The sequence below is a fragment of the Olsenella massiliensis genome (assembly GCF_001457795.1).
GTDB classification, from domain to species: Bacteria; Actinomycetota; Coriobacteriia; order Coriobacteriales; family Atopobiaceae; genus Olsenella_F; species Olsenella_F massiliensis.
In genome coordinates this window covers 58,441-79,666 of sequence record NZ_LN898209.1, presented here as the reverse complement: position 1 = coordinate 79,666, position 21,226 = coordinate 58,441, and the positions used below count along the sequence as shown (strand labels likewise).

Below are 21,226 nucleotides of genomic sequence, written 5' to 3'. Positions count from 1 at the left end.
GTCATGCGCGTCGGACGCGCGGGACCCTAGGCGTTGGCGGCCTTGTACTGCGTCGCCCAGCCATCGACGATGGCGGTCTTGACGCCCTCCCAGCTGACGTCGGAGGGAGCGGCGTTGTAGGCGTTGAGCGCGGAGACGAGGTTCGCACGGTACTGCTCGACGTTGGGCGTGTAGTTGAAGTCCCAGTCGAGGTTGTAGTTGCCGGCGTCCGCGTAGCTCTGGGCGTTCGCGAGATACACGTTCGCGCTGGCGGGGGCGTTCTTGTAGGGAAGGATGCCCAGGCCGTCCACCATGGCCTGCGCGGCGTCGGCGTCAGAGACGAGCCAGACCATGAAGTCCATGGTCGCCTTCTTGTCCTCGTCGGAGGCGTTGTCGTTGATGGCCCAGCAGTTCTCGGTGCCGCAGTTGAGGCCGGCCTTCTCCTCGCCCTGGACGCCGCAGTAGTACGGGATGCAGGCCGTGTTCGTGACCTTGTCCTTGACGTCGGCGTAACCGAACGAGCCCGTGAGGAAGAACGCGGCCTTGCCGCTCGTGAACTGCGTCAGGGGGTCATGACCGCCCGTCGCGAGCGCGCTGGGCTCCACGGTGCTGTTGTTGATGGCGAGGTCGTAGAGCTTCCGGTAGTTGGGGACGTAGGTGCCCTTGATGGTGGCGGGGGCCTCCTTCCAGCCGCCGTCGTCGCGCGCCTCGTAGAAGAACATGAGGTTCGTGAGATGGCCGGTCACGCGCCAGCTCGAGGAGTCGTCCATGTCGGTGGCGACGAAGGCGTCGAAGCCGTTCTCGGCCGCCTTGGCGTGCAGGTCCTCGACGACCGCCTTGAGCGAGGCGAAGTCCTTGATCTCGTCCATCTTGTGACCGGCCTTCTCGATGAGGTCGGTGTTGACGGCGATGCCGAAGCACTCATAGCAGTACGGGATGGAGACGAGCTTGCCCGCGTCATCGGAGAGGTTGTAGTCCTCGGTGCTCAGAAGCTTGGCGATGTCGCTGTCCTTGAGGTCCATCGCGAAGTCGCCCCACTCCTTGACCCCGGCGGTGTTGCCGATGACGAAGAGCGTGGGGGCGTCGGACTTGTCCATCTCGGAGGTCAGGGTCTGCTCATACGTGCCCGCCGCCGCCGTCGTGACCTTCACCTTGACGTTGGGGTACTTCTCCATATAGGTCCCGGCAAGCTTCTGCAGGGTGGCATCAAGCTCGGGCTTGAAGTTGAGCCAGTACACGTTACCCGCACGGTCCGACCCTGAGGTTGATCCACCCGAGCTCGAGGTTCCCGAGCTGCAGGCGGCAAGCCCCGCGGCGACGGCCAGGCCGGCGCCGCCCACAAACGACCTCCTCGAAAGCTTCCATCCGTTGACGCTCATTGTCGCTCCTCTCGTCGTGCCCTTCTTGTCCTGTCGATATGCTTCTCACGCATCCCGTTGATGCGGAATCGCCTGCCTGCCTTGCACGCCCTGAAGGCGCGCCATCAGCCGTCCTGGGCCGAGCTCGCCCTGACCGGGCCGATGGAGCCGCCCGCGCGCAGGTCGGCCGCGAGGATGCGATGTCCCGCCGCCTCCCTGCCCTCGATCTGGTCCACGAGCACGCTCACCGCCCACGCGCCCAGCTCCTCCTTGGGCTGGACGAGCGTCGTCAGCGTGGGAATGGTGTAGATTGACGACTCGATGCCGTCGATGCCGACGACGGACACGTCGGCGGGGACCCTGAGGCCCCGGTCCGCGAGAGCCTTGATGGCGGCCATCGCCATGGCGTCCGAGACCGAGAACACCGCCGTCACGTCCGGGCGGGCCTCGAAGAGATTGCTCACGGCCTGGTAGGCGTCGGCCATGGAGAACGAGGAGACCTCGCACACGAGCGCAGGGTCAACGGAGACGCCGACGGAGGCCAGGGCGTTCGCGTAGCCCTGATAGCGCAGCTCGCTGATGGACTGGTCCGTGGGCGAGCCCAGAAGAATGGCGACCTTGCGGTGACCAAGCTCGGTGAGGAGGCGCACGGCGCGCATCGCCTCAGTCACGTCGTCGATGGAGACCGAGGAGTAGGCCGTCTCGTCGAGATGTCCAAACTGGTTGGTGTAGGTGCAGCAGACGAAGGGCAGGCGGATGAGCGCCTGCTCGCGCCTGCCGTAGTCAAAGTGGCCGCCAAGGAAGATGAGTCCCTTGACGCGCTTCGCGTTGGCGAACTCCGCGCCAAGGACGACCTCGTCGTCCTGCTCGCTGATGAAGTGGGTGAGCATCGTATAGTTCCGCTCGCGGCAGGCGTGCTCGATGGCGAGGATGATGGGGGCGTAGAAGGGGTTGCCCATGCCGCGGACCACCACGCCCACGCAATCCTCCTGGGGGCGCACCAGGTCCTGCGCCGTCCGGTTGGGAACGTACCCAAGGCGCTCGACCGCGTCGAGCACCCTCTCGCGCACGGGCTGCGAGACGTCGGGGTGGTCATTCATGACGCGCGAGACCGTGCTGACCGACACGCCGCAGTACGCCGCGACATCCTTGATCGTCATGCCCTTCCCCTCTCCGCTCGGCGCGAACATGTGCTGGAAACGATTCTGGCAACGTTCCCGGAAACGTTTCCAATTCCTTATCCGCAGTATACGGGCAAGCCGTCACGGTCCCGTCGAGACAGGCGTCCGCTTTCCGCGAGCGTGCGCTTTTCGGGCGCGAACGTGCGATGGGACGGGTCTCTCGCGTTCGAGGGCGAAAACGCCGCCGAGCGTGACGCGTGACTTTTCGCGTGTGGTTCCTTGAGGGTCGCGGCGTCGGTGACGGCTCCGTGAACCGTTCATGGTAGGCTAGGGAGCGCCAGACCTGACCAAGCGCACCATGGAGTGACATGACTGACGACGAAATGCGACCCCAGCATCCCAAAGGGTCCTTCCAGCAGGGAAGCAGGTTCAGCAGGCACGGCGCGGGCGCTCCCGCAAACGTTCCTTTGGTTCGACGCCAACGTCAGGCAGAGGCGCAGGCCGCCCCCCACGCGCGCGGCGAGGCGGACGGCTCGCCGTACAGCGACCCCTCCCGCTATGTTGGGGCCAATCGCAGCAGGCACGAGGCGCGAAGCGCCGCCAAGAGCGTCCGGCGGGGCGTCGAGGCGCGCCTGGGCGACGCGAGCGAGCGGAAGATGGCGCATAGGCCCGCGAGGGGTGCGCAGGCCGCGCAGCGCGACGGTGCGGCGGCCGGCAAGCCGTCCCGGAAACGGCGTCCAGGGCGCATCGTCCTGCTCGTCCTGTTGGGGCTGATGGCGGCGGCGATCGTCGCCTATGTCGTGCTGCTCTCCCCCGTCGACCGCAAGATCGCCTTAGGGGACGAAGACAGCCGGGCGCTCTCGGGGATGCTCTCGCCGAGCACGCCCGTGACGCCCTACTATGCGCTGCTTCTGGGCTCTGACCGCCGCGAGGACGGCGACTCCTCCCGCACCGACACCATCATGGTCGCCCGCATCGACCCCATCGCCAACAAGATCACGCTCGTGTCCGTGCCCCGCGACACCAAAGTCGAAGTCCCCGGTCACGGCACCCAGAAGATCAACGCCGCCTACGCGTTTGGGGGCATCTCGGGCGAGGTCGCCGCCGTGGAGGACCTGTTGGGCATCCGGGTGAGCCAGGTGGCGGTCATTGACTTCGACGGCCTGTCCTCGCTCATCGACGCCATCGGCGGCGTGACGGTCAACGTGCCCGTGGACGTCAACGACCCCGACTATACCGGCCTGGTGCTCCCCGCGGGCACCCACGAGATGGACGGTGCCACCGCGACGCTGTTCTCACGCGTCCGCCATGGCTTTGCCCTGGGCGACTATCAGCGTCAGGCGGACCAGCGCCTGCTCATGCAGGCAATCGTGCAGAAGCTGCGCGCCAACCCCACGCTCATGCCCGCCGCAGCGAACGCGCTGGGAGGCACCCTCTCGACGACCTATCACTGCTATGACCTCATACCCCTGCTGCTGCGCATGTCGCTCCAGTCGCCCACGATCTGGTCGGCGAGCATTCCGTCATCCACCGCCGTCATCGGTGGCGTGAGCTATGTGATAGCCGACGAGGACGCGACGATGGCGCTGATGGCCACCGTCAATGCGGGAGGTGACCCCTCGACCGTGGCGAACGGGCTGCAGGAGGGGGCCGGCACGAGCGCCAGCTCGCGGACGCCTCGACGCAAGGGATAGCGCGACGGGGACTCGCCAGGCCCGGCTGGCCCGTCAGGCGCGGGGTGGCTGGACGCGGGCGGCGGCCGCCAGGCACGGACGGGCGCCGCTACCTCGTGGCGCGGATGCCGCGAGGCGCGAATGAGGACTCCCCTTGCGCGCAGGCTCGCGTCAGGGCGTCACGGTCCATAGGACGCGCCCGTCGCACGGCCACGGCCGGCTCTCGTTCCAGGAGATGGCCATGACCTGCCCCTTTGGGAAGGGTCCGCTCGCCTGGGCCAAGCGTGCGGCAAGGTCCCTCATGAAGGGCACGTGCCCCACCGCCACGAGCGTCTGAGCGGGACACGCCTCCAGCTCGTCGAGAAACGCGCGGTCGTCCTGGTCGTAAAGGCAGGGTCTCTGGCGTATGTCGGCACGATCGATGCCGAGGGCGTCGGCGGCGACCTCGGCGGTCTGCAGCGCACGCACGGCGGGGCTTGACCAAAGCTCAAGACCCGCCACCCCGCGCAGGGGCGCGAACGCCCGAGGATACGTCGTTTGCAGCGTCTCAAGACCGCCCGGCGTCAGCCGGCGGCTTCGGTCGCCTTCGGGACCCCGCCGCTCGGCGTCCCCATGGCGTACCAACACCAGCGTTTGGACCATGATGCCTCCCATCATGGACATGCCCGCGAACTTGACGTGCGCCCATCGTACCAGGTACGCCCCGACACAGGCCGGCGGACGCGGAGGTCGTCGGCAACCGACGACGGCCGCCCAGCCATGCCCCGCCTAGCCGTCGCGCGCCGACGGGTCGCTGACGTCGGCGACGCGCGCCATGGATGGGAGGCCGCAGCGCGCCGCACGGGCCGTCTTCTGGGCCTGGGGGCGGCGACCTGCCGCACCTATAGGTTTGAGGCCTACGACATACCGCACCTATACGTTTGAGGGCGGCGTCGCCGCGCACCTATAGGTTTGAGAGGCCGAAGGAGACAGACCTATAGGTTTGAGGAATCGTCGCGGCGTTTGCCCAGGTGGGAATTACCCTTTTTCCTCAAGCCTATAGCTCTGTACGGGAGAGGCCCTCAAACCTATTGGAATCCACGGGAGAGGCCCGCAAACCTATAGGAATCCGCGCGCGACGCCCTCAAACCTATAGGAACCCGCGCACTACATCCGCAAACTTATAGGAATCCGTGCGTGTCGTCCGCGAGCCTATAGGAACCGGTAGGAACCCGCGCGCGGCACCCGCAGACCTATGGGAATGCCCCCGGCGCCAGACCGGAGACCCCCGCCGCAGGCCCGGGCCACGCAACCATATAGAATCCCGCGTGCCACGCCCTAAACCATATGGGACCCCGCGCCCTACACCCACAACTTTATAGAACCCCGTGCGTTCGCCCCGCGAGCCTAGAGGACCCGGTAGGAACCCGCCCGCGGCACCCGCAGACCTAGGGGAATGCCCCCGGCGCAAGGCCGGGGCCCCCCGCCGCAGGCCCGGGCGGCGCGCCGCGCGCGGGGAGGCCTCCCCATCCGTCCACCGCCGGGCGCAGGCGACGCCCCGGCAGGTGGCGGCTAGCGACCCATGCGCCCGCCGCCGTCCTCCTGGCCGTACATCCGCTGCAGAAGGTTATAGAGATCCTCCGAGGAGATGTCCTGGTCCGGGGAGATGTCCTGGTCCTGTGTGGTGGATGAGGAGTCGCCGTCAGGTCCCAGGCCGGAGGCATCGGCGCGCTCCCGCTGGAGCGCCTCGTCAGAGCCCAGGGTCACGTTGACCGTCTGCTCCCTGTCACCGCGCATGAACGTCACCGCTATGGTGTCCCCGATGTCGTGGGAGCGCACCGCCAGGATCATGCCGTCCGCGCTCGTGATGGCGTCGCCGTTGACGGCGGTGATGATGTCGCCCTTCTGGATACCGGCGGACGCGGCGGGACCGCCGTCCGTGACGCCGGCGACGTAGGCGCCCTGTTGCACCGCAAAGTGATTGGCCGTTGCGTTCTGTGCGTTGACGGTTTGCATGGAGAGGCCCACGTAGGCATGGGTGACCGTCTCGCCCGCGATGATCTTCTTGGCGAGGTTGACGGCGTAGTTACCGGGGATGGCAAAGCCGATGCCGGCAAACGACTGGGTGTCGGACGAGAAGAGCGTGCAGATGCCCACCAGCCTTCCCTTGCCGTCAACGAGGGCGCCTCCCGAGTTGCCGGGGTTGATGGCCGCATCGACCTGAATCAGGTTGGTGTAGATCGTCTCGCCCGCGCGCGACGAAAGCAGGGTGTTGCGCGACAGCGAGCTCACGATACCCGCGGAGACGGACTGGTCCAGGCCAAAGGGGCTGCCGATGGTCATGACCCATTCCCCTACCGTCAGCGCGTCGGAGTTGCCGACTTCGATGGGGGTGACCTTCTCGCCGTCGAGGTTCACGTGAACGACGGCGATGTCGCTCGAGGGATCCGTCCCCACTACCGTGGCGTCGTAACTCTTGTTGTTGACGGTCACCGTGATGGACGTGGCGCCGGAGATCACGTGATAGTTGGTGATGATGTTGCCGTCGGCGTCCAGGATGACGCCCGAGCCCAGGCTCGTGCCCTTGGCCGTCGTGACGTTGAGCGACACGACGGACGAGAGGTCCTTGGCGGCGACGGCCTGGGCCGTGGTGGCGTCTGCGTCGCTGGCGGTGATGTTGACGGTCTGCCCCGCCCCGCTCTGGGTCGTCTTGATGATCTGGGTCCCGCCGATGACGCCGGTGGCCTTGAGCGCCAACACCAGAAGGCCGGCCCCGAGGGCGCCCGCGGCAAGCGAGACGAGCGCGGACCTGACGGGCCGCGCATGGGCCTGCGGCGCCCGCACGCTCGCGTCCTGGGCAACGTCCGCGCCGTTCATGCGGCCCGCCGACGAACCTGGCTCTCCCCGCCCCTCTAGGCCGTTTTCCGTCATTGGCGTTCTCCTCGTCTTAGGGGTGCGCGGCACCCTCGTCGGTTACGTACACAGGGACTGTACCCCTGAGGCGCTCGCGTTCAGACGCGCGCGGAGGATTCACACCCAAGCGACAGCACGGGGCTTGTCGTGCGTCTTGTCGTGCGTCTTGTCGCACGTCCTGCCGCGCGTTACGTACCCTGCGCGGCGGCACGGACGCTCACCGACGGGCTCGCGCCTCGTCGCAGGCAGGCCACAGACTAGACCTTGAAGAGGTAGCCCACCCCACGGACGGTGACGATGTGGGTCGCGATGAGGGGGCCCACCTTTGAGCGTACGCGCCTGATGTGCACGTCCACGGTGCGCGTGCCGCCGCAGTACTCAAAGCCCCAGACCCGGTGCAACAGCGTCTCGCGGGAATACGCCCGCGAGGGATGCGTGGCCAGAAACGAGAGGAGCGAGTACTCCATGAGCGTGAGGTCCACGGGCTCGTCGTCAATGCACACCTGGTAAGTGGCGAGGTTGATGGTCATGTTGTCCACGGACACGATGTCGGAGGGCGAGCTTTGGTCTCCCGGCCTCAGAAGAAGGGCGCAGCGTACCGCCAGCTCGGCCTGCCCCGCGCCGGCCAGGATGAAGTCGCTCCTCCCCTGGGCGGGAAGATGCAGGCTGGACAGGCGTCCCTCGTCCTGGATCACGAGCATGGGAATGTGACCGTTGTCCGCGGCGTAGTCGTCCACGGCGCTGAGGGTGTCTGCGCCTATGCCCTCGGCGTCAAGAATCACCAGGTCAATCTCACGTCCCGAGTTGACGGCCTGCGAGAGCGTCTCCGGCGTCGCATGAAGGATCGAAACGTCCAGGGGGTTGCGCAGCCCACGCATCCGCTCGACGTAGCGCGCGGTCTTTGCCAGAAGCAAGACGTTCTTGTGGTGCATACTCGCCCCCGTTCCCGCTCGCCTTGCCACGACAGGACAGCCGCCGAGCAAATCTCTTAGAGACTAGCATATCTTGGCGGCCGCGCACCCTCAGAGCCGCGCGCAATTACGCCCGCCAGCGTCCGCGCGGGATGCGGGACGCCGGCGGGCCTGCATGGTGCGACGGGGCCTTGTCATGCTGCGCGCTAGCCAATGCTGCCAAGAAACTCCTTGGTGCGCGCCTCCTTGGGGTGGTCGAACACGTCATTGGGAAGCCCCTGCTCCACCACGACGCCGCCCTCCATGAACACCACGCGGTCGGCCACCTCTCGAGCGAAGCCCATCTCGTGGGTGACGACGATCATGGCCATGTCGCCGTTGAGCGCAAGGTCGCGCATGACGGCAAGGACGTCACGGACGAGCTCGGGGTCCAAAGCCGAGGTGGGCTCGTCAAAGAGCAGCACCTTGGGATGCATGGCGACCGCGCGGGCGATGGCCACGCGCTGCTGCTGGCCGCCGGACAGCTGCGGCGGCTTGAACTCGGCGCGGTCCGCCAGACCCACCGCCGCGAGCTGGCGCATGGCCTCCGCCTCGGCCTCGGCGCGCGACTTCTTGAGGACCTTCATCTGCCCGATGACGACGTTTTCCTTGGCGCTCAGGTGCGGAAAGAGGTTGAACTGCTGAAACACCATGCCCAGGTCACGACGGAGCAGCGACAGGCTCGCCCCGCTGGCGCCCGTGATCTCCTGGTCACGAATGAGGACATGCCCCTGCGTGGGCGTCTCCAGGAGGTTGATGCAGCGCAGCATGGTTGACTTGCCCGATCCCGACGGCCCCAGCACCACGACGATCTCGCCGTTCCACACGTTGAGGTTGACGTCGCGCAGCACCGGCGTGTCCGTGAAGGTCTTGCCCAGATGCTCGATGCGCACCACGGGATGCTCCCCCTCCACGAAGTGATGGCGCGAGAGGGGCAGGTCGTGCGCAAAGGCGAGACGGGCGGCCTTCTCGGCGTCCATGGCGGGCGGGACGTCCGCGGCGCAGGGGCGATTCTTACTGTGCATCGTTGACACCTCCGTCATCGTGCGTGTGTGGCGTGAGGGGCGAGAGGGGCGCATCGGCCGCCCTTGCGTCCCCGGCAGGGGCGGACGGGCCCGTGCTACCCTGGCCGTCAGACGCCAGGGGGCGCGCCTCCAGCCCGTGCTCCGCGTCGGACAGGCGCCTCTCCACGATGCCGACGACCCTGATCAGAGGCAGGGTGACGATGAGGTAGAAGACGGCTGCGGCGATGTAGGGCGTGATGTTGCCCGTCGTGGTCGTGAGGTTCTTGGAGAACATCATGAGCTCCATGACGCCCACGGACGAGAGCAGCGAGGTGTCCTTGTACGAAGTGATGAAGTCGCTCGTCACCGTGGGTATCACGCGCCGGACGGTCTGCGGCAGGATGATCCAGAGCATGGTCTGCAGGCGGCTCATGCCCAGCGAGGCGGCGGCCTCGTACTGACCCGTCGGGATGGACTGGATGCCGGCGCGGTAGATCTCGGCCTGGTAGGCCGACGAGTTGAGCGCCATCACGATGATGCCCAGGACCGTGTTGTCAATGTTGACGCCCAACATGGGCAGGCCAAAGAACGCGACGTAGATCTGCAGGAACAGCGGGGTCCCCCGCAGGACGTTGATGTACACCGAGGCCAGCGCCCTGAGGGGCCGATGGCGCGAGATCTTCAGCAGCGCGAACAGGAGGCCCAGCACGATGGCGAAGGGATAGGCCGCCGTCACGATGAGAAGGCAGAGGAGCCAGCCCGGCAGCAGCGCGGCAAAGGAGGTCGCCAGGAGCTGGGGCTTGAAGAACATGTTGAGGAAGGGCACGGAGTTCCAGGCGGCGACCCAGGGTTGGCCGTCAAGCCAGTTGACGGCGGACTGCAGGGGCGTCAGGCCGATGGTGGCGATGGGGCTGGAGTCCTCGAGCGTCCCCGTCGCGCCCTCCCCCGTCACGTAGCTGCCCGAGACGACGCTGTCACCGCCCGCGGGTGCAAAGCGCATGTCCGTGACCTCAAGCCTGAGCAGCGACCCGTTGGCCACCGGCTTGCCAAAGCTCACGTTCAGCACGTTGCCCTCCGGGGTGGCGGTGCCGCTCACGCTCTGGCGAGAGAGGCCGTCAAGCACCGTGATGCGCGTGCTGGAGCCGTCAAAGCTCGCGCCCGCGGGCAACGTCAGCCTGACGGAGCTGACCCCGCTGTCCACATAGACCGTTCCCTCCCAGGTAAGGCGGGTGTTCTGCCCCCCGATGACGCCGTCGCCGCCCGACTCGTTGGGACGGGCCGTGGCCTTTGACACCGCCACCGTGCCCATGCCGGAGGAGTCTACGGAGGCCTCGCCCGCAGTGGAGGCCGTGGCGATGGAGGAGCTGTCGGAGCTGCCGAACCACTTCGCCTTGAGCGCGTCCATCGTGCCGTCCTCCTGGCACTGCTCCAGCGCCTCGTTGAGGGCGGCCGTGAGGCCGGGGTTGGACTTGGAGACGACGATGCCGTACTGCTCGCCGGTGGGAACCTGAAGGGCCACCCTGAGCGCGGTATAGGAGTTCTTGACCTCGTACTCCATGACCGGCAGGTCGGCGACGGCCGCCGTGTAGAGGCCGCTCTGGACGCCCGTCAACGCCGCGATGGGGTCGTCGAGAGAGACGATCGTGGCGTCGGGCAGGTTCTCCTGCGCCCAGGCCTCACCCGTCGAGCCCGCCTGGACGGCCAGCGTCGCCTCGGGAGTGTCAAGGGCGCCCCGATAGTCCGCGGCGACCGCGTCGGCCACGTCCGCCGAGGTCACGACCCCCTGGTTGGAGTCGATGTAGGCGTCCGTGAAGTCGATCTCCTGGAGGCGCTCGTCGGTGATCGTGAAGTTGGAGGCTCCCACGTCCGCCCTGCCGCCCTGCTTGATCATGGGAATGATCGAGTCGAACTTCTGGGGCGGAAGATACTCGCACGTCAGGCCCATCTTCTGCGCGACGGCCTGCATGAGATCGACCTCAAAGCCGACGGGGACGGCGCTGCCCGTGTCAAAGTAGTCGAAAGGCGGGTTGGCGAGGTCCGAGACGACCGTCAGCTTGCCGGGGTTGACCAGCACATACCCCTCTGACGGACCGGATGCCTCCGAGACGGAGCCGCCCGGCGACGAAAGGCTCGAGCAGCCCACGAGCGCGCCCAGCAGGGTCACGCAGGCGAGCAGGATGCCCAAGGCTCTCGGCCCCGGACCTCCCTCCCTGGACGAAGCGTTCGCACCCATATGAATGACCTCCAAACATACCACGTGAGGGGGGCCACGGCGTGACCACCCCTCCCATCAGAACTTGGACCATCCTAGCAGGCCACGTTCGGCGATATGCTGGCGTTACTCAAATTTTTGTACGAAGGATTTCGTATGTTAACAAACTACCTGTTATATCGGGTATTTGATATCACTGAATGTATAATTACGGAACGATTACACACCAGCGTAGTAGGTGCGCCGCTCCCAGTCCGTGACCACCGAGCAGTACTCGTCCCACTCGCGCCACTTCTGCTCAACCATGAAGTCGCAGATGTGGTCGCCGAGGGCCTCGCGCATGAGATCGCTGCGGTCAAAGTTCTTGATGGCCTCCCCCAGGGTGCGTGGCAGGTGCTTGATGCCGCGGGCGGAAAGCTCGCGGTCGCCCAGGTCCTCAAGGCCCGAGAAGGACTCCTCGGGGAGCGTCAGCCGCTCCTCTATGCCCCTGAGGCCCGCGGCGAGCGAGGCGGCGATCGCGAGGTAGGGGTTGGCCGCCGGGTCGGGGTTCCTCAGCTCCACGCGCGTCGACTGGTGCTTGCCCGGCTTATGCGTCGGAACGCGCACGAGCGCGGCGCGGTTCTTGCGTCCCCAGGTGGCATAGACCGGCACCTCTCCGTTGGCCACGAGACGCTTGTACGAGTTGACCGTCGGGTTGGTGACGAGCATGAACTCGGGCGCGTACTTGAGGAGTCCCGCCACGTAGCTACGACCGAGCTCGGACAGGTGGGCGGGATGCTCCGTCTTGGGCCCCCAGAAGAGGTTGGTGCCGTCATGGTCAAAGATCGACTCGTAGAGGTACATGCCCGACCCCGAGAACTCGGAGAAGGGCTTGGGCATGAACGAGGCCATGAGGCCGTTCTCATGGGCGACCTGACGGATGATGAGGCGCGCCGTCATGATGTTGTCCGCGCAGGTCACAGCCTCGGCATAGCGAAGCTCGATGGCGTTTTGCGACGGCGCGTTGCTGTGGTAGGAGTACGAGACGGGAATGGACATATGCTCCAGCGAGAGCGTGGTCTCGCGGCGCAGGTCGGTCGCCGAGTCGTTGGAGGTGAAGTCGAAGTAACCGGCCCGGTCCGCGGGGACGGGGTTGGCGTCGTCGGTGGGGCGCAGGTAGAAGTAGTCAAGCTTGGGACCGACGCTCATGACGTAGCCACGCTCGTCCGCCCGGGCGAAGATACGTTGCAGCACGGAGCGGGGGTCGCCCCCGAAGGGCTCGCGACTGGGCGTGCGCACGTCGCAGAACATGCGGGCGACGCCGTACTTCTGCGGGCGCCAGGGCAGCACCTGGAAGGTCGTCGCGTCCGGGAAGGCGAGCATGTCGGACTCGTCGGCGGACACGAAGCCCTCGATGGAGGAGCCGTCAAACCCCACGCCCTCCTCGAACGCCTCCTCGAGGTCCTCTGACGAGATGGAGAAGGACTTCAGGTTGCCGAGCACGTCAGTAAACCACAGGCGGATGAAGCGGACGTCGCGCTTCTCGACCGTCCTCAGGACGAAGTCGATGTTCCTGTCATCACTCATGGACCCTCCTCTGGTCGCGCCGCGCTCATCGGCCCTGCCTCAGCGCATAGCTTGGCAGAGACATATTACGCCTCTGTTTCGAGGGTCCGAGGGGTCGCCCAGCGGCACGTCACGCCTTGTGCGCCTTGCCGAGCGCCTTCTCCGCGTTGGCGACCATGTCCTTGGCCGCCGGGCAGCGCCCCTGGTGCGAGGCGTGCGCCGCGCATCCCTTGCCGCTGGCGCAGTCACAGCAGTCGGACGAGCCCCGAATGACCGCGCGGATGCTGAGTCCCAGGGCCACGGCGACCGCCGCGATCACCAACACGTCTGCAAGCATGCTCCCGCCTTTCCTTGTGTTAGCTATGGTTTACTATACGCGTCCTCCTCTGGCGCGGCGACACGGGCGGCACATCTCATGCCAGGCACACAACCGGCGCAGGACGCGCCGCCCCGCGCGCGGAGCCTGCCCGCAGGCAGCAGGACGGCACCGCCCGTGCCGGATGAGGGGCGCGGGTCGGTGCCGAACACGGCATCAAGGCCGGGAAAAGGGTGGTCTAGCCCTGCGCGCGCAGGTTGTAGAACGCGCCCCTGCCGGCAAAGGCACCGGCGTCGAGCAGCGCGTCCTCGATACGCAGGAGCTGGTTGTACTTGGCGACGCGGTCTGAGCGCGCCGGGGCGCCGCACTTGATCTGACCTGCGTTGGTGGCGACGGCCAGGTCGGCAATCGTGGTGTCCTCGGTCTCGCCGGAGCGGTGGCTCACGACGCAGGCGTAGCCGGCGCGCTGCGCGGTCTGCATGGCCTCCAGGGTCTCGGTCAGGGTGCCGATCTGGTTGACCTTGATCAGGATGGCGTTGGCGGCACCCAGCTCGATGCCCTTCCTCAGACGGGCGGTGTTGGTGACGAAGAGGTCATCGCCCACGAGCTGGACCTTTCTGCCCAGGCGCTCGGTGAGCCTGACCCAGCCGTCCCAGTCCTCCTCGGCGAGACCGTCCTCGATCGAGATGATCGGATACGTGTCGACGAGCTTCTCCCAGTAGTCGACCATCTGGTCGCTGGTGAGCGAGCGGCCCTCGCCCTTGAGCACGTAGGTGCCCGTCTCCTTGTCGTACAGCTCCGAGGTGGCCGGGTCCATGGCGAACAGGAAGTCCCTGCCCGGCTCGAAGCCCGCCTCCCTGACGGCCCTCATGAGGTACTCGAGAGGCTCCTCGTTGGACGCGAGGTCGGGTGCAAACCCGCCCTCATCGCCAACGCCGGTGGAGAGGCCGGCGTCCTTGAGCACGCCCTTGAGGGTGTGGTAGACCTGCGTGCACCAGCGAAGGGCCGTCTTGAAGTCGGGGGCGCCCACGGGCATGATCATGAACTCCTGGAAGTCCACGTTGTTGTCGGCGTGAACGCCGCCGTTGAGGATGTTCATCATGGGGGTGGGCAGGGTGTGAGCGTTGACGCCTCCCAGGTAGGCGTGGAGGGGCTGGCCGGCAAAGACCGCTGCGGCACGGGCGACGGCAAGCGAGCAGCCCAGAATGGCGTTGGCGCCGAGCCTGGCCTTGTTGGGCGTGCCGTCCGCCGCGATGAGCGCCGCGTCGACGGCGCGCTGGTCGGCCGCGTCAAGGCCCACGATGGCCTCGCGACACTCCCCGTTGACGTGGGCGACGGCACCGAGGACACCCTTGCCCAGGTAGCGGTCAGCGTCGTCGTCGCGCAGCTCGACGGCCTCGAACGCGCCGGTGGAGGCGCCGGAGGGCACGATGGCGCGGCCGACGGAGCCGTCGGCCAGGGCGACCTCCACCTCGACCGTGGGGTTGCCGCGGGAGTCCAGGACCTCGCGGCCGTAGACGTCAATGATTTCGCTCATGACAGGCTTCCTTCTCTCGGGCGGCGGTGCCGCCGACGAATGATGCGGGTCACGCGTCCGCACAGGCAAGAGACCCTGACGCCGTATGACCACCGTGCGTACGTTCCTGTGGGTAGTAATACCCATCATGCAACTAGGATTTACCCGGCAGGGGAAGTTTTCTCGCCCCGCACGAGACCGGCGCCCGGCATCATCGTGGCTGCCGCCGATCAAACGCGGCCTCTTTTGCGCGCGCATATTGCTATCCTAAAGGGGCGACCTGTGAAGGCGCGAACCCACCCGCCCGCATACGCCCCAGGAGTGCCGATGACAACGCGCCACTGCCCAAGGTGTGGAGCGCCCCTCGTCGAGGGGCAGCGCTTCTGCGCGCAGTGCGGATACGACCTGCGCTCCTGGTGGGACTGCCCCGACGCCGGGACCACCGACGACGAGATGGACGATGACTACTCCGAGAGGGACCTCAGCATGGCGAGCTGGGGCAGGCACAGTCGACGGGGGCGCGGGCGCCCGCCGCAACAGGACGAGGCCTCGGACGAGTGCGGCAAGGGCGACGGCGGCCCTGGCGCCACGGAAGACGACCACGCGGACGCCGTGGCCCCGCCGCAGCCTCAACCGCCGACGGACGCCGTCCATGCCGCCCCGGCGGAGCCCGAGACGACGGATGCCGACAATGCGAATGCTGACGAGACGGATGCGGCTGAAACCGACCTCGACGAGACGCGATCACAGCCTCCCCAAGACGGGCGGCCATGCGAGCCTCCCGCCGAGGAACCTCCCGCCGTCAGGCCCTTCCTGCCCGTCTCCCGGCACGACCCCCGCCTGTACGTCGAGGACAGCGACGTGAGCCATCGGCGCCTTTTGGCCTGCGGCCTCGCCGCCCTGACGGTCGTCGTGCTGGCGCTCGTCATTGCCACCTGCGGATGGAGGATGGCACGGCCGGACCCCCAGGCGGCCGCCGTCAACGAGGCAAGCTCCCGCCGGGACACCGGCGCCGACGAGGCCGGCTCAGAGGATGGCGCCACGCGCGCGGACCAAGGCGCCTCCTGGGCGGCTTTTCTCCATCAGACGTCCTGACCAGGGACGGAGCGCCACGCCCGCTCGAGCGCGTCAGGCCCCAGCGGCCTGAACGGCTCCCCTGCCTGCGCGGGATGCGCGACCAGCCACAGCTTCCGCCCCCGTGTCAGGTGATGCAGGCGCCATTCCAGCCTGCTCGCCCACGAGCGGTCCGGCGCCTCCCAGAGCGCGACGAGCGCCTCGACGCCGTGCGACCTCGTATAGGCCGCCGCCCTGGGACCCCCGAGGCGATGCTCGCCCAGGCGCCGCACTATGTCCGTGGTGATGCCGCTGTAGAGCGTGCCGTCACGGCAACGCAGCACGTAGACCAGGTAGCCCCGGCCCTCTCCCCGCGTCGCCGCGGCGAGGGTGGCGCCCTCTCGTGGGCTCATAGGGCGCACGGGACGGCGCCGGGGGCGTCGTCTTCCCACCCGATGGGCGCCCCCAGTCGCATGAGGACGTCGCAGAGCCCCTCCATGCCCTCAAAGGGGCGCTGGCGCCCGAACCCCGAGGCGCCCCTGCCGCCGCCGATGACCTCGCACGACCAGCCCCAGCCGTCGAGCGTGCGCGTATCCTCCCGAGGCCCGCCGTGCCTCCAGGCGTCAAGGGCGAGCTTCGCCAGGGTGCTCGCGAGCGCCTCCCCCTCGGCCGCAGACAGCGTCCTGAGCCTGCGCGGCCGCCTGCGGCCGCCGCCAAACCAAAGGTCGAGGGCGGCGTCCTCCGTGCGCCCCACGTACAGGTCAAACGACCTGTCCAGGTCAAGCGCCCTGCTGACCCGCAGATGGAGGAGAGCCAGCGAGCGCGCGAGGGCTTCGAGGTCGGCGTCACGGGCGTGCTCCAGCTCGCCCACGTTGGCGAGCGGAAGCCGGAGGGAGAAGTCATCCGCACCAGGGTCGATGAGCTCGACCTCCACGCTGCCGTCCTCGCCCAGCCCCATGACGCTGCCATACCCGCCCGCGGCGGGAATATGCACCAGGGAGTCCACCTGCATCGGTCGCACGCACCTTCCAACGGGACGGCCTTCGTCTCTCGCCACCATGGTAGCCCAGAACCCAGGCGCATGGCGCCGTCCCGCCGCCGCGCCAGCTCACAATCGGGGGCGACGGGGCCTGCGCGTCTTGATCGCGCTCTCCATGATCACGTGAATGGCGCCGCGAACGTTGGCCGGCGTCCTGTCATAGAGCTCTATGAACTCCATGACCTTCTCGTCCAGCAGCGGCGACGCCGGAGCGACGGGCGAGCGTCCGTCGGCAACATCGCAGCCAAAGATGTCATTGGGCGTGCAGCCCAGGCTCCGGCACAGCGGGGGAACATACCTGCCCCGCACGTCATGGCGACCCGTCTCCCACGAGCTGTATGCCTTGCTCGAGACGCCAATCTCGGCAGAGACCTGCTCCTGGGTCTTGCCGGCACGGTCTCGCAGCCTCTTCAGACGCGCGCCGAGAACCTCGTCAGCCATCGCACCTCCCGTCCACACGCGAGGTCCCATTGTGAACAGTGGCGCGGTCCCTGTGTCTTGCCTCCGTAGGCTATGTCGCTAATTCGTCGTAGACTCTCTGTAAGGTAGAGTCTACGACGAAGGGCAGCCTCACATGGAGCATGGTGCGCACGAACGCCCCCTTCCCGAACCCCCTGCCGACGAGAGCTGGCGGGAGCCTCCCGCGACGGAGCTGTATCTTACGCTGGATTCGGGAAGGGCCATAACCTACGGGGAGCTCTGTGACGGCGTCGACGCAGCGTTCCTGCCTCACTGTGAGGATGACTACCAGCGCTTTCTTGACATCATGGGAGCCGTGAGGATAGGATAGCCGCATCCTGAGCACGAGAGAGGGCGCCCATGCGGCTCCAGCAGCTCCGTTACATTATCGCCATAGCAGAGAACGGCTCCATCAACGCGGTGGCGCACGGCATGTTCGTCTCGCAGTCGAGCCTGTCCGTAGCCGTGCGCGACCTTGAGCAGGAGCTGGGCATCAGGATCTTCGACCGCTCCTCGCGGGGCATCGCGCTCACCAGCGACGGCGCCGAGTTCCTCGGTTACGCGCGGCAGGTCGTCGAGCAGGCCGACCTGCTGATGAGCAGATACAGCCGCGGCGGCTCTCCGCAGCGCACGCTGTCCGTCTCGTCGCAGCACTACGCCTTCGCCGTCCAGGCCTTCATCGACTTCGTGTCCGCCCACGAGTCGCGCAGCTGCCAGTTCACGCTGCGCGAGACGCGCACGGCCAGCATCATCGACGACGTCCGCAGCTTCAGGAGCGACCTGGGGATCCTTTATCTGGCCACCTCGACCGAGCGGGCGCTGCGTCGCAGGCTGGATGAGTCAAACCTCGTCTTTACCTCACTGTTCAGGGCAAAGCCCCATGTCTTCGTTCGAGACGGGCATCCCCTGGCGGCGCGGGGCACCGTGCGCGTCAAGGACCTCGCCGAGTTTCCGCGCTACACCTTCGAGCAGGGGCCCGAGAGCTCGCTGTACTTCTCCGAGGAGCCGCTCTCGACGCTGCCCCATGACCGGCAGATCGTCGCCAGCGACCGCGCGACCATGACGAGCCTGCTCAAGGGCTACGACGGCTACCTCATCTCGACGGGCGTGCGCTCGGACGAGATGTACTCGGGCATCACCTCGGTGCCCCTGGAGACCGACGAGGTCATGAACGTGGGTTACGTGGTTCACGGCCAACGACGGCCGAGCGCGCTCGCCGAGGAGTACATCGCACGCCTGTCCGAGCGCATCGTGAGCTTTGAGGGCAGCTCGCCCATCGTTCCCTCGCGCCGACTCCGGCGCGTCGAGGACACGAAGGACGGCCCTGACGCATGAGGCGAAGGCCCGCACGACGGACGATGACGCGAGGGGGGCGCGCGTCGCATGGCGTACCATGGGAGGGCCATGGCCGCAGCCTCACGGAAGGGGCAGCATGACGACGTACGCCCCCAGCACGCATGACGACGGCTCGGACGCCCCGACGGCACGGAATGAGGCGGGGCTCGGCCAGCTTATTCCCTGGCCGGACGACGAGCACTTCCCGAACATCCCCGCCGACGAGGCGCTCGATCTCTACCTGGGCTGGGTGGCCTCGCGGGGCGTCGAGCTCTGGGGGCACCAGGAGGAGGCCCTGCTTGATTTGGCAGCGGGCGACCATGTGATCTTGGGCACGCCGACCGGGTCGGGCAAGAGCCTCGTCGCGACGGGACTCTGCTTCATGGCGTGCTGCACTGACCGGCGCAGCTACTACACGGCACCCATAAAGGCGCTCGTGAGCGAGAAGTTCTTTGACATGGTGGGCCTATTGGGCCGCGACAACGTAGGCATGATCACGGGCGACGTCACGATCAACCCCACGGCGCCCATCGTCTGCTGCACGGCCGAGATCCTCGCCAACATCGCCTTGTCAAAGGGGGCGCAGGCGGACGTCGGCGCCGTCGCGATGGACGAGTTCCACTTCTTTGACGACCGCGAGCGCGGCTGGGCCTGGCAGGTTCCCCTGCTGACGCTGCCCCAGGCGCAGTTCCTGCTCATGAGCGCCACGCTGGGCGACACGTCCACCATCGCGGCGAAGCTTGAGGAGCAGACGGGCGGTACCGTGGACGTCGTCGTGGACGCCCCCAGGCCCGTGCCCCTCTCCTATCGCTTCGTCGACACCACCCTCGAGGCGACGGTGAAGGTCGCCCTGGACGCCGGCGAGGCGCCTCTGTACGTCGTGCACTTTTCCCAGGACAGCGCCCTCAAGTCCGCCCAGGGCCTGGCGAGCTTCGGCGTGTCGACCAAGGGGCAGCGCGAGCAGGTCAAGAGGGCCGTCGCCGGCACGCGCTTTACCACCGGCTTCGGCAAGACGCTCAGGAGGCTCCTGCTCACGGGCGTGGGCGTGCATCATGCGGGCATGCTGCCGCGATATCGCCTGCTGGTCGAGCGGCTGGCGCAGCAGGGCCTGCTTCCCGTCATCTGCGGCACGGACACCCTGGGCGTGGGCATCAACGTGCCCATTCACACCGTCCTTCTGACCCAGCTCACCAAGTTTGACGGCAGGCGCATGCGCAGGCTCAACGCCCGGGAGTTCCATCAGGTGGCGGGACGGGCAGGCAGGGCGGGCTTTGACAGCGAGGGCGTCGTGATCGCGCAGGCCACCGAGTACGACATCGAGAACGCCCGCGCCCTGGCAAAGGCCGGCGGGGACCCCAGGCGGGCGCGCAAGGTCAGGACGAAGAAGCCCCCCGAGGGCTTCGTGGGCTGGAACGACCAGACCTTCCAGAAGCTCATCCTGGCCGCGCCCGAGACGCTGCGGCCCCGCCTGAGGGTCACCCACGCGATGGTCCTGGCGGAGGTCTCGCAGGGCGGTGACGCCCGCGGGCGCATCCGACGCCTCATCGATGACTCCCTCCAGGACGCCGAGGAGAAGCTCCGCCTCCACGCCCGCGCCGACGAGGTGCTGGCGACGCTGCTTGACGCCGGCGTCATAGAGCCCGATGCGACGGGAGGCGAGGGATACGCCCTCACCGTCGACCTCCCCGACGACTTTGCGCTCGACCAGCCCCTCTCGCCCTTTTTGCTCGCGGCCTTGGAGCTGCTCGACCCCGAGGACGAACGCTATGCGCTCGACCTCATCAGCATGGTCGAGGCCACGCTCGAAGACCCCCCGCAGATCCTGAGGGCGCTGGAGCGCGAGGCGCGCGACCGTGCCATGGCGCAGATGAAGGCCGACGGCGTGGACTATGACGAGCGCGTCGAGCGCATCCAGGAGGTGAGCTACGACAAGCCGCTCGAGGACATGCTCCTTGAGGCCTACGGGCGCTACGTAAAGGAGGTTCCCTGGGCTGCGGACTACGCCCTCTCCTGCAAGTCGGTGCTACGCGACATGGTCGAGACCGCCGCGGACTTCAAGGGCTACGTCCAGCGCCTGGGCATAGCCCGCAGCGAGGGGACGCTGCTGCGCTACCTCTCCGACGCCTACCGGGTGCTCTCCCGCACCGTGCCGACGGACAAGCTCGACGAGCGCCTGCTTGAAGTGGTCTCGTGGCTCGGCATGGTCGTGCGCACGGTGGATTCGAGCCTCGTGGACGCCTGGGCCGGGACCGACGAGGCAACGTCCGACGCCGGCGCGGCGCCCCAGGCGGCCGACGCGGTGGTGCGCGACCGCCGTGGCCTGACCCTGCTCGTGCGCAACGCCCTCTTTGCCCGCGTACTCCTCGTTGCCCGGCGTGACGCCACGGCGCTGGGGGAGCTTGACGCCGACTGGGGCTGGCGACGCGACCGCTGGCGCCAGGCGATCGACAGCCTCTACGAGGAGCACGAGTACATCCTGCTTGACGGCGACGCCCGAAGCCGAGACTTTCTGAGCATCGACGAGGGCGACGAGGCGACGTTACGTGTGTGGCACGTGCGCCAGATGCTCAGCGACAGCGACGGCGATCGCGACTTTGGCATCGCCGCCGACGTGGACCTTGACGCCACCCAGGACGAGGGTGCCGTGGTCTTCTCCTCCTACAGGGTGGGCTTTGCCGAGGACATCCTCGCCGCCCCCTAGGGGCCCTCGCGCGATGAGGGGTCCGCGCCGAACGAGGCGCGCGGCAGCTCGCAGGCGGCCCGCCTGGCCGCGC

The 21,226-nt window shown here is 67.5% G+C and carries 18 protein-coding genes; 5 read left to right on the top strand and 13 right to left on the bottom strand.

The features are described from left to right. Positions 1 to 26 precede the first annotated feature (26 nt). Both BN3001_RS01515 and BN3001_RS01510 read right to left on the bottom strand, forming a co-directional pair. Positions 27 to 1,358, bottom strand: coding sequence for an ABC transporter substrate-binding protein (locus BN3001_RS01515; protein WP_058270065.1), 1,332 nt, complete (start codon positions 1,356 to 1,358; stop codon positions 27 to 29). A 104-nt stretch (positions 1,359 to 1,462) separates the two neighbouring features. Further along, a complete protein-coding gene (locus BN3001_RS01510; protein WP_058270064.1) occupies positions 1,463 to 2,497 on the bottom strand; it encodes a LacI family DNA-binding transcriptional regulator in 1,035 nt (344 codons plus the stop codon). Positions 2,498 to 2,826: 329 nt separating this feature from the next. Between BN3001_RS01510 and BN3001_RS01505 the strand changes: the two genes are divergently transcribed. After that, positions 2,827 to 4,152, top strand: a complete 1,326-nt coding sequence (locus tag BN3001_RS01505) for an LCP family protein (RefSeq protein WP_058270063.1) — start codon at positions 2,827 to 2,829, stop codon at positions 4,150 to 4,152. Between the two features lie 150 nt (positions 4,153 to 4,302). Here BN3001_RS01505 and BN3001_RS01500 read toward each other — a convergent pair whose 3' ends face one another. From BN3001_RS01500 to eno, 8 genes are all read right to left on the bottom strand, one after another. Beyond that, complete coding sequence (locus BN3001_RS01500; protein ID WP_197407434.1) at positions 4,303 to 4,773, bottom strand: SixA phosphatase family protein; 471 nt, start codon at positions 4,771 to 4,773, stop codon at positions 4,303 to 4,305. A 909-nt stretch (positions 4,774 to 5,682) separates the two neighbouring features. After that, positions 5,683 to 7,041 (bottom strand): S1C family serine protease, encoded by a 1,359-nt coding sequence (locus BN3001_RS01495; protein ID WP_082629900.1) that lies wholly within the window; start codon positions 7,039 to 7,041, stop codon positions 5,683 to 5,685. A gap of 239 nt (positions 7,042 to 7,280) precedes the next feature. Beyond that, a complete protein-coding gene (locus BN3001_RS01490; protein WP_058270061.1) occupies positions 7,281 to 7,955 on the bottom strand; it encodes a response regulator transcription factor in 675 nt (224 codons plus the stop codon). Positions 7,956 to 8,140: 185 nt separating this feature from the next. Then, a complete protein-coding gene (locus BN3001_RS01485) occupies positions 8,141 to 8,998 on the bottom strand; it encodes an amino acid ABC transporter ATP-binding protein (RefSeq protein WP_082629899.1) in 858 nt (285 codons plus the stop codon). Next, positions 8,988 to 11,210, bottom strand: coding sequence for an ABC transporter substrate-binding protein/permease (locus BN3001_RS01480; RefSeq protein WP_058270060.1), 2,223 nt, complete (start codon positions 11,208 to 11,210; stop codon positions 8,988 to 8,990). Before BN3001_RS01480 ends, BN3001_RS01485 begins: the two co-directional genes overlap by 11 nt. A 198-nt stretch (positions 11,211 to 11,408) precedes the next feature. Beyond that, positions 11,409 to 12,755, bottom strand: a complete 1,347-nt coding sequence (locus BN3001_RS01475; RefSeq protein ID WP_058270059.1) for a glutamine synthetase family protein — start codon at positions 12,753 to 12,755, stop codon at positions 11,409 to 11,411. Positions 12,756 to 12,864: 109 nt separating this feature from the next. Further along, positions 12,865 to 13,071, bottom strand: a complete 207-nt coding sequence (locus BN3001_RS01470) for a hypothetical protein (protein WP_058270058.1) — start codon at positions 13,069 to 13,071, stop codon at positions 12,865 to 12,867. Between the two features lie 217 nt (positions 13,072 to 13,288). Then, a complete protein-coding gene (gene eno, locus BN3001_RS01465) occupies positions 13,289 to 14,587 on the bottom strand; it encodes a phosphopyruvate hydratase (RefSeq protein WP_058270057.1) in 1,299 nt (432 codons plus the stop codon). Between the two features lie 306 nt (positions 14,588 to 14,893). Here eno and BN3001_RS01460 point away from each other — a divergent pair, with 306 nt between their 5' ends. Continuing rightward, positions 14,894 to 15,661 carry an autoantigen p27 domain-containing protein gene (locus BN3001_RS01460; protein WP_058270056.1) on the top strand — a complete coding sequence of 256 codons (768 nt, stop codon included), beginning with the start codon at positions 14,894 to 14,896 and terminating at the stop codon, positions 15,659 to 15,661. Here BN3001_RS01460 and BN3001_RS01455 read toward each other — a convergent pair. From BN3001_RS01455 to BN3001_RS01445, 3 genes are all read right to left on the bottom strand, one after another. Beyond that, on the bottom strand, positions 15,649 to 16,032 hold the full coding sequence (locus BN3001_RS01455; protein ID WP_070639630.1) for a GIY-YIG nuclease family protein: 384 nt from the start codon (positions 16,030 to 16,032) through the stop codon (positions 15,649 to 15,651). The genes BN3001_RS01460 and BN3001_RS01455 overlap by 13 nt on opposite strands. After that, on the bottom strand, positions 16,029 to 16,631 hold the full coding sequence (locus BN3001_RS01450; protein ID WP_058270055.1) for a hypothetical protein: 603 nt from the start codon (positions 16,629 to 16,631) through the stop codon (positions 16,029 to 16,031). Before BN3001_RS01450 ends, BN3001_RS01455 begins: the two co-directional genes overlap by 4 nt. A 96-nt stretch (positions 16,632 to 16,727) precedes the next feature. Continuing rightward, positions 16,728 to 17,099, bottom strand: a complete 372-nt coding sequence (locus BN3001_RS01445) for a helix-turn-helix transcriptional regulator (RefSeq protein ID WP_058270054.1) — start codon at positions 17,097 to 17,099, stop codon at positions 16,728 to 16,730. A 133-nt stretch (positions 17,100 to 17,232) separates the two neighbouring features. Between BN3001_RS01445 and BN3001_RS01440 the strand changes: the two genes are divergently transcribed. From BN3001_RS01440 to BN3001_RS01430, 3 genes are all read left to right on the top strand, one after another. Then, a complete protein-coding gene (locus BN3001_RS01440) occupies positions 17,233 to 17,448 on the top strand; it encodes a hypothetical protein (RefSeq protein ID WP_058270053.1) in 216 nt (71 codons plus the stop codon). Between the two features lie 29 nt (positions 17,449 to 17,477). Next, complete coding sequence (locus BN3001_RS01435; protein ID WP_058270052.1) at positions 17,478 to 18,452, top strand: LysR family transcriptional regulator; 975 nt, start codon at positions 17,478 to 17,480, stop codon at positions 18,450 to 18,452. A gap of 97 nt (positions 18,453 to 18,549) precedes the next feature. Next, a complete protein-coding gene (locus BN3001_RS01430) occupies positions 18,550 to 21,153 on the top strand; it encodes a DEAD/DEAH box helicase (protein WP_058270051.1) in 2,604 nt (867 codons plus the stop codon). Positions 21,154 to 21,226: the final 73 nt, after the last annotated feature.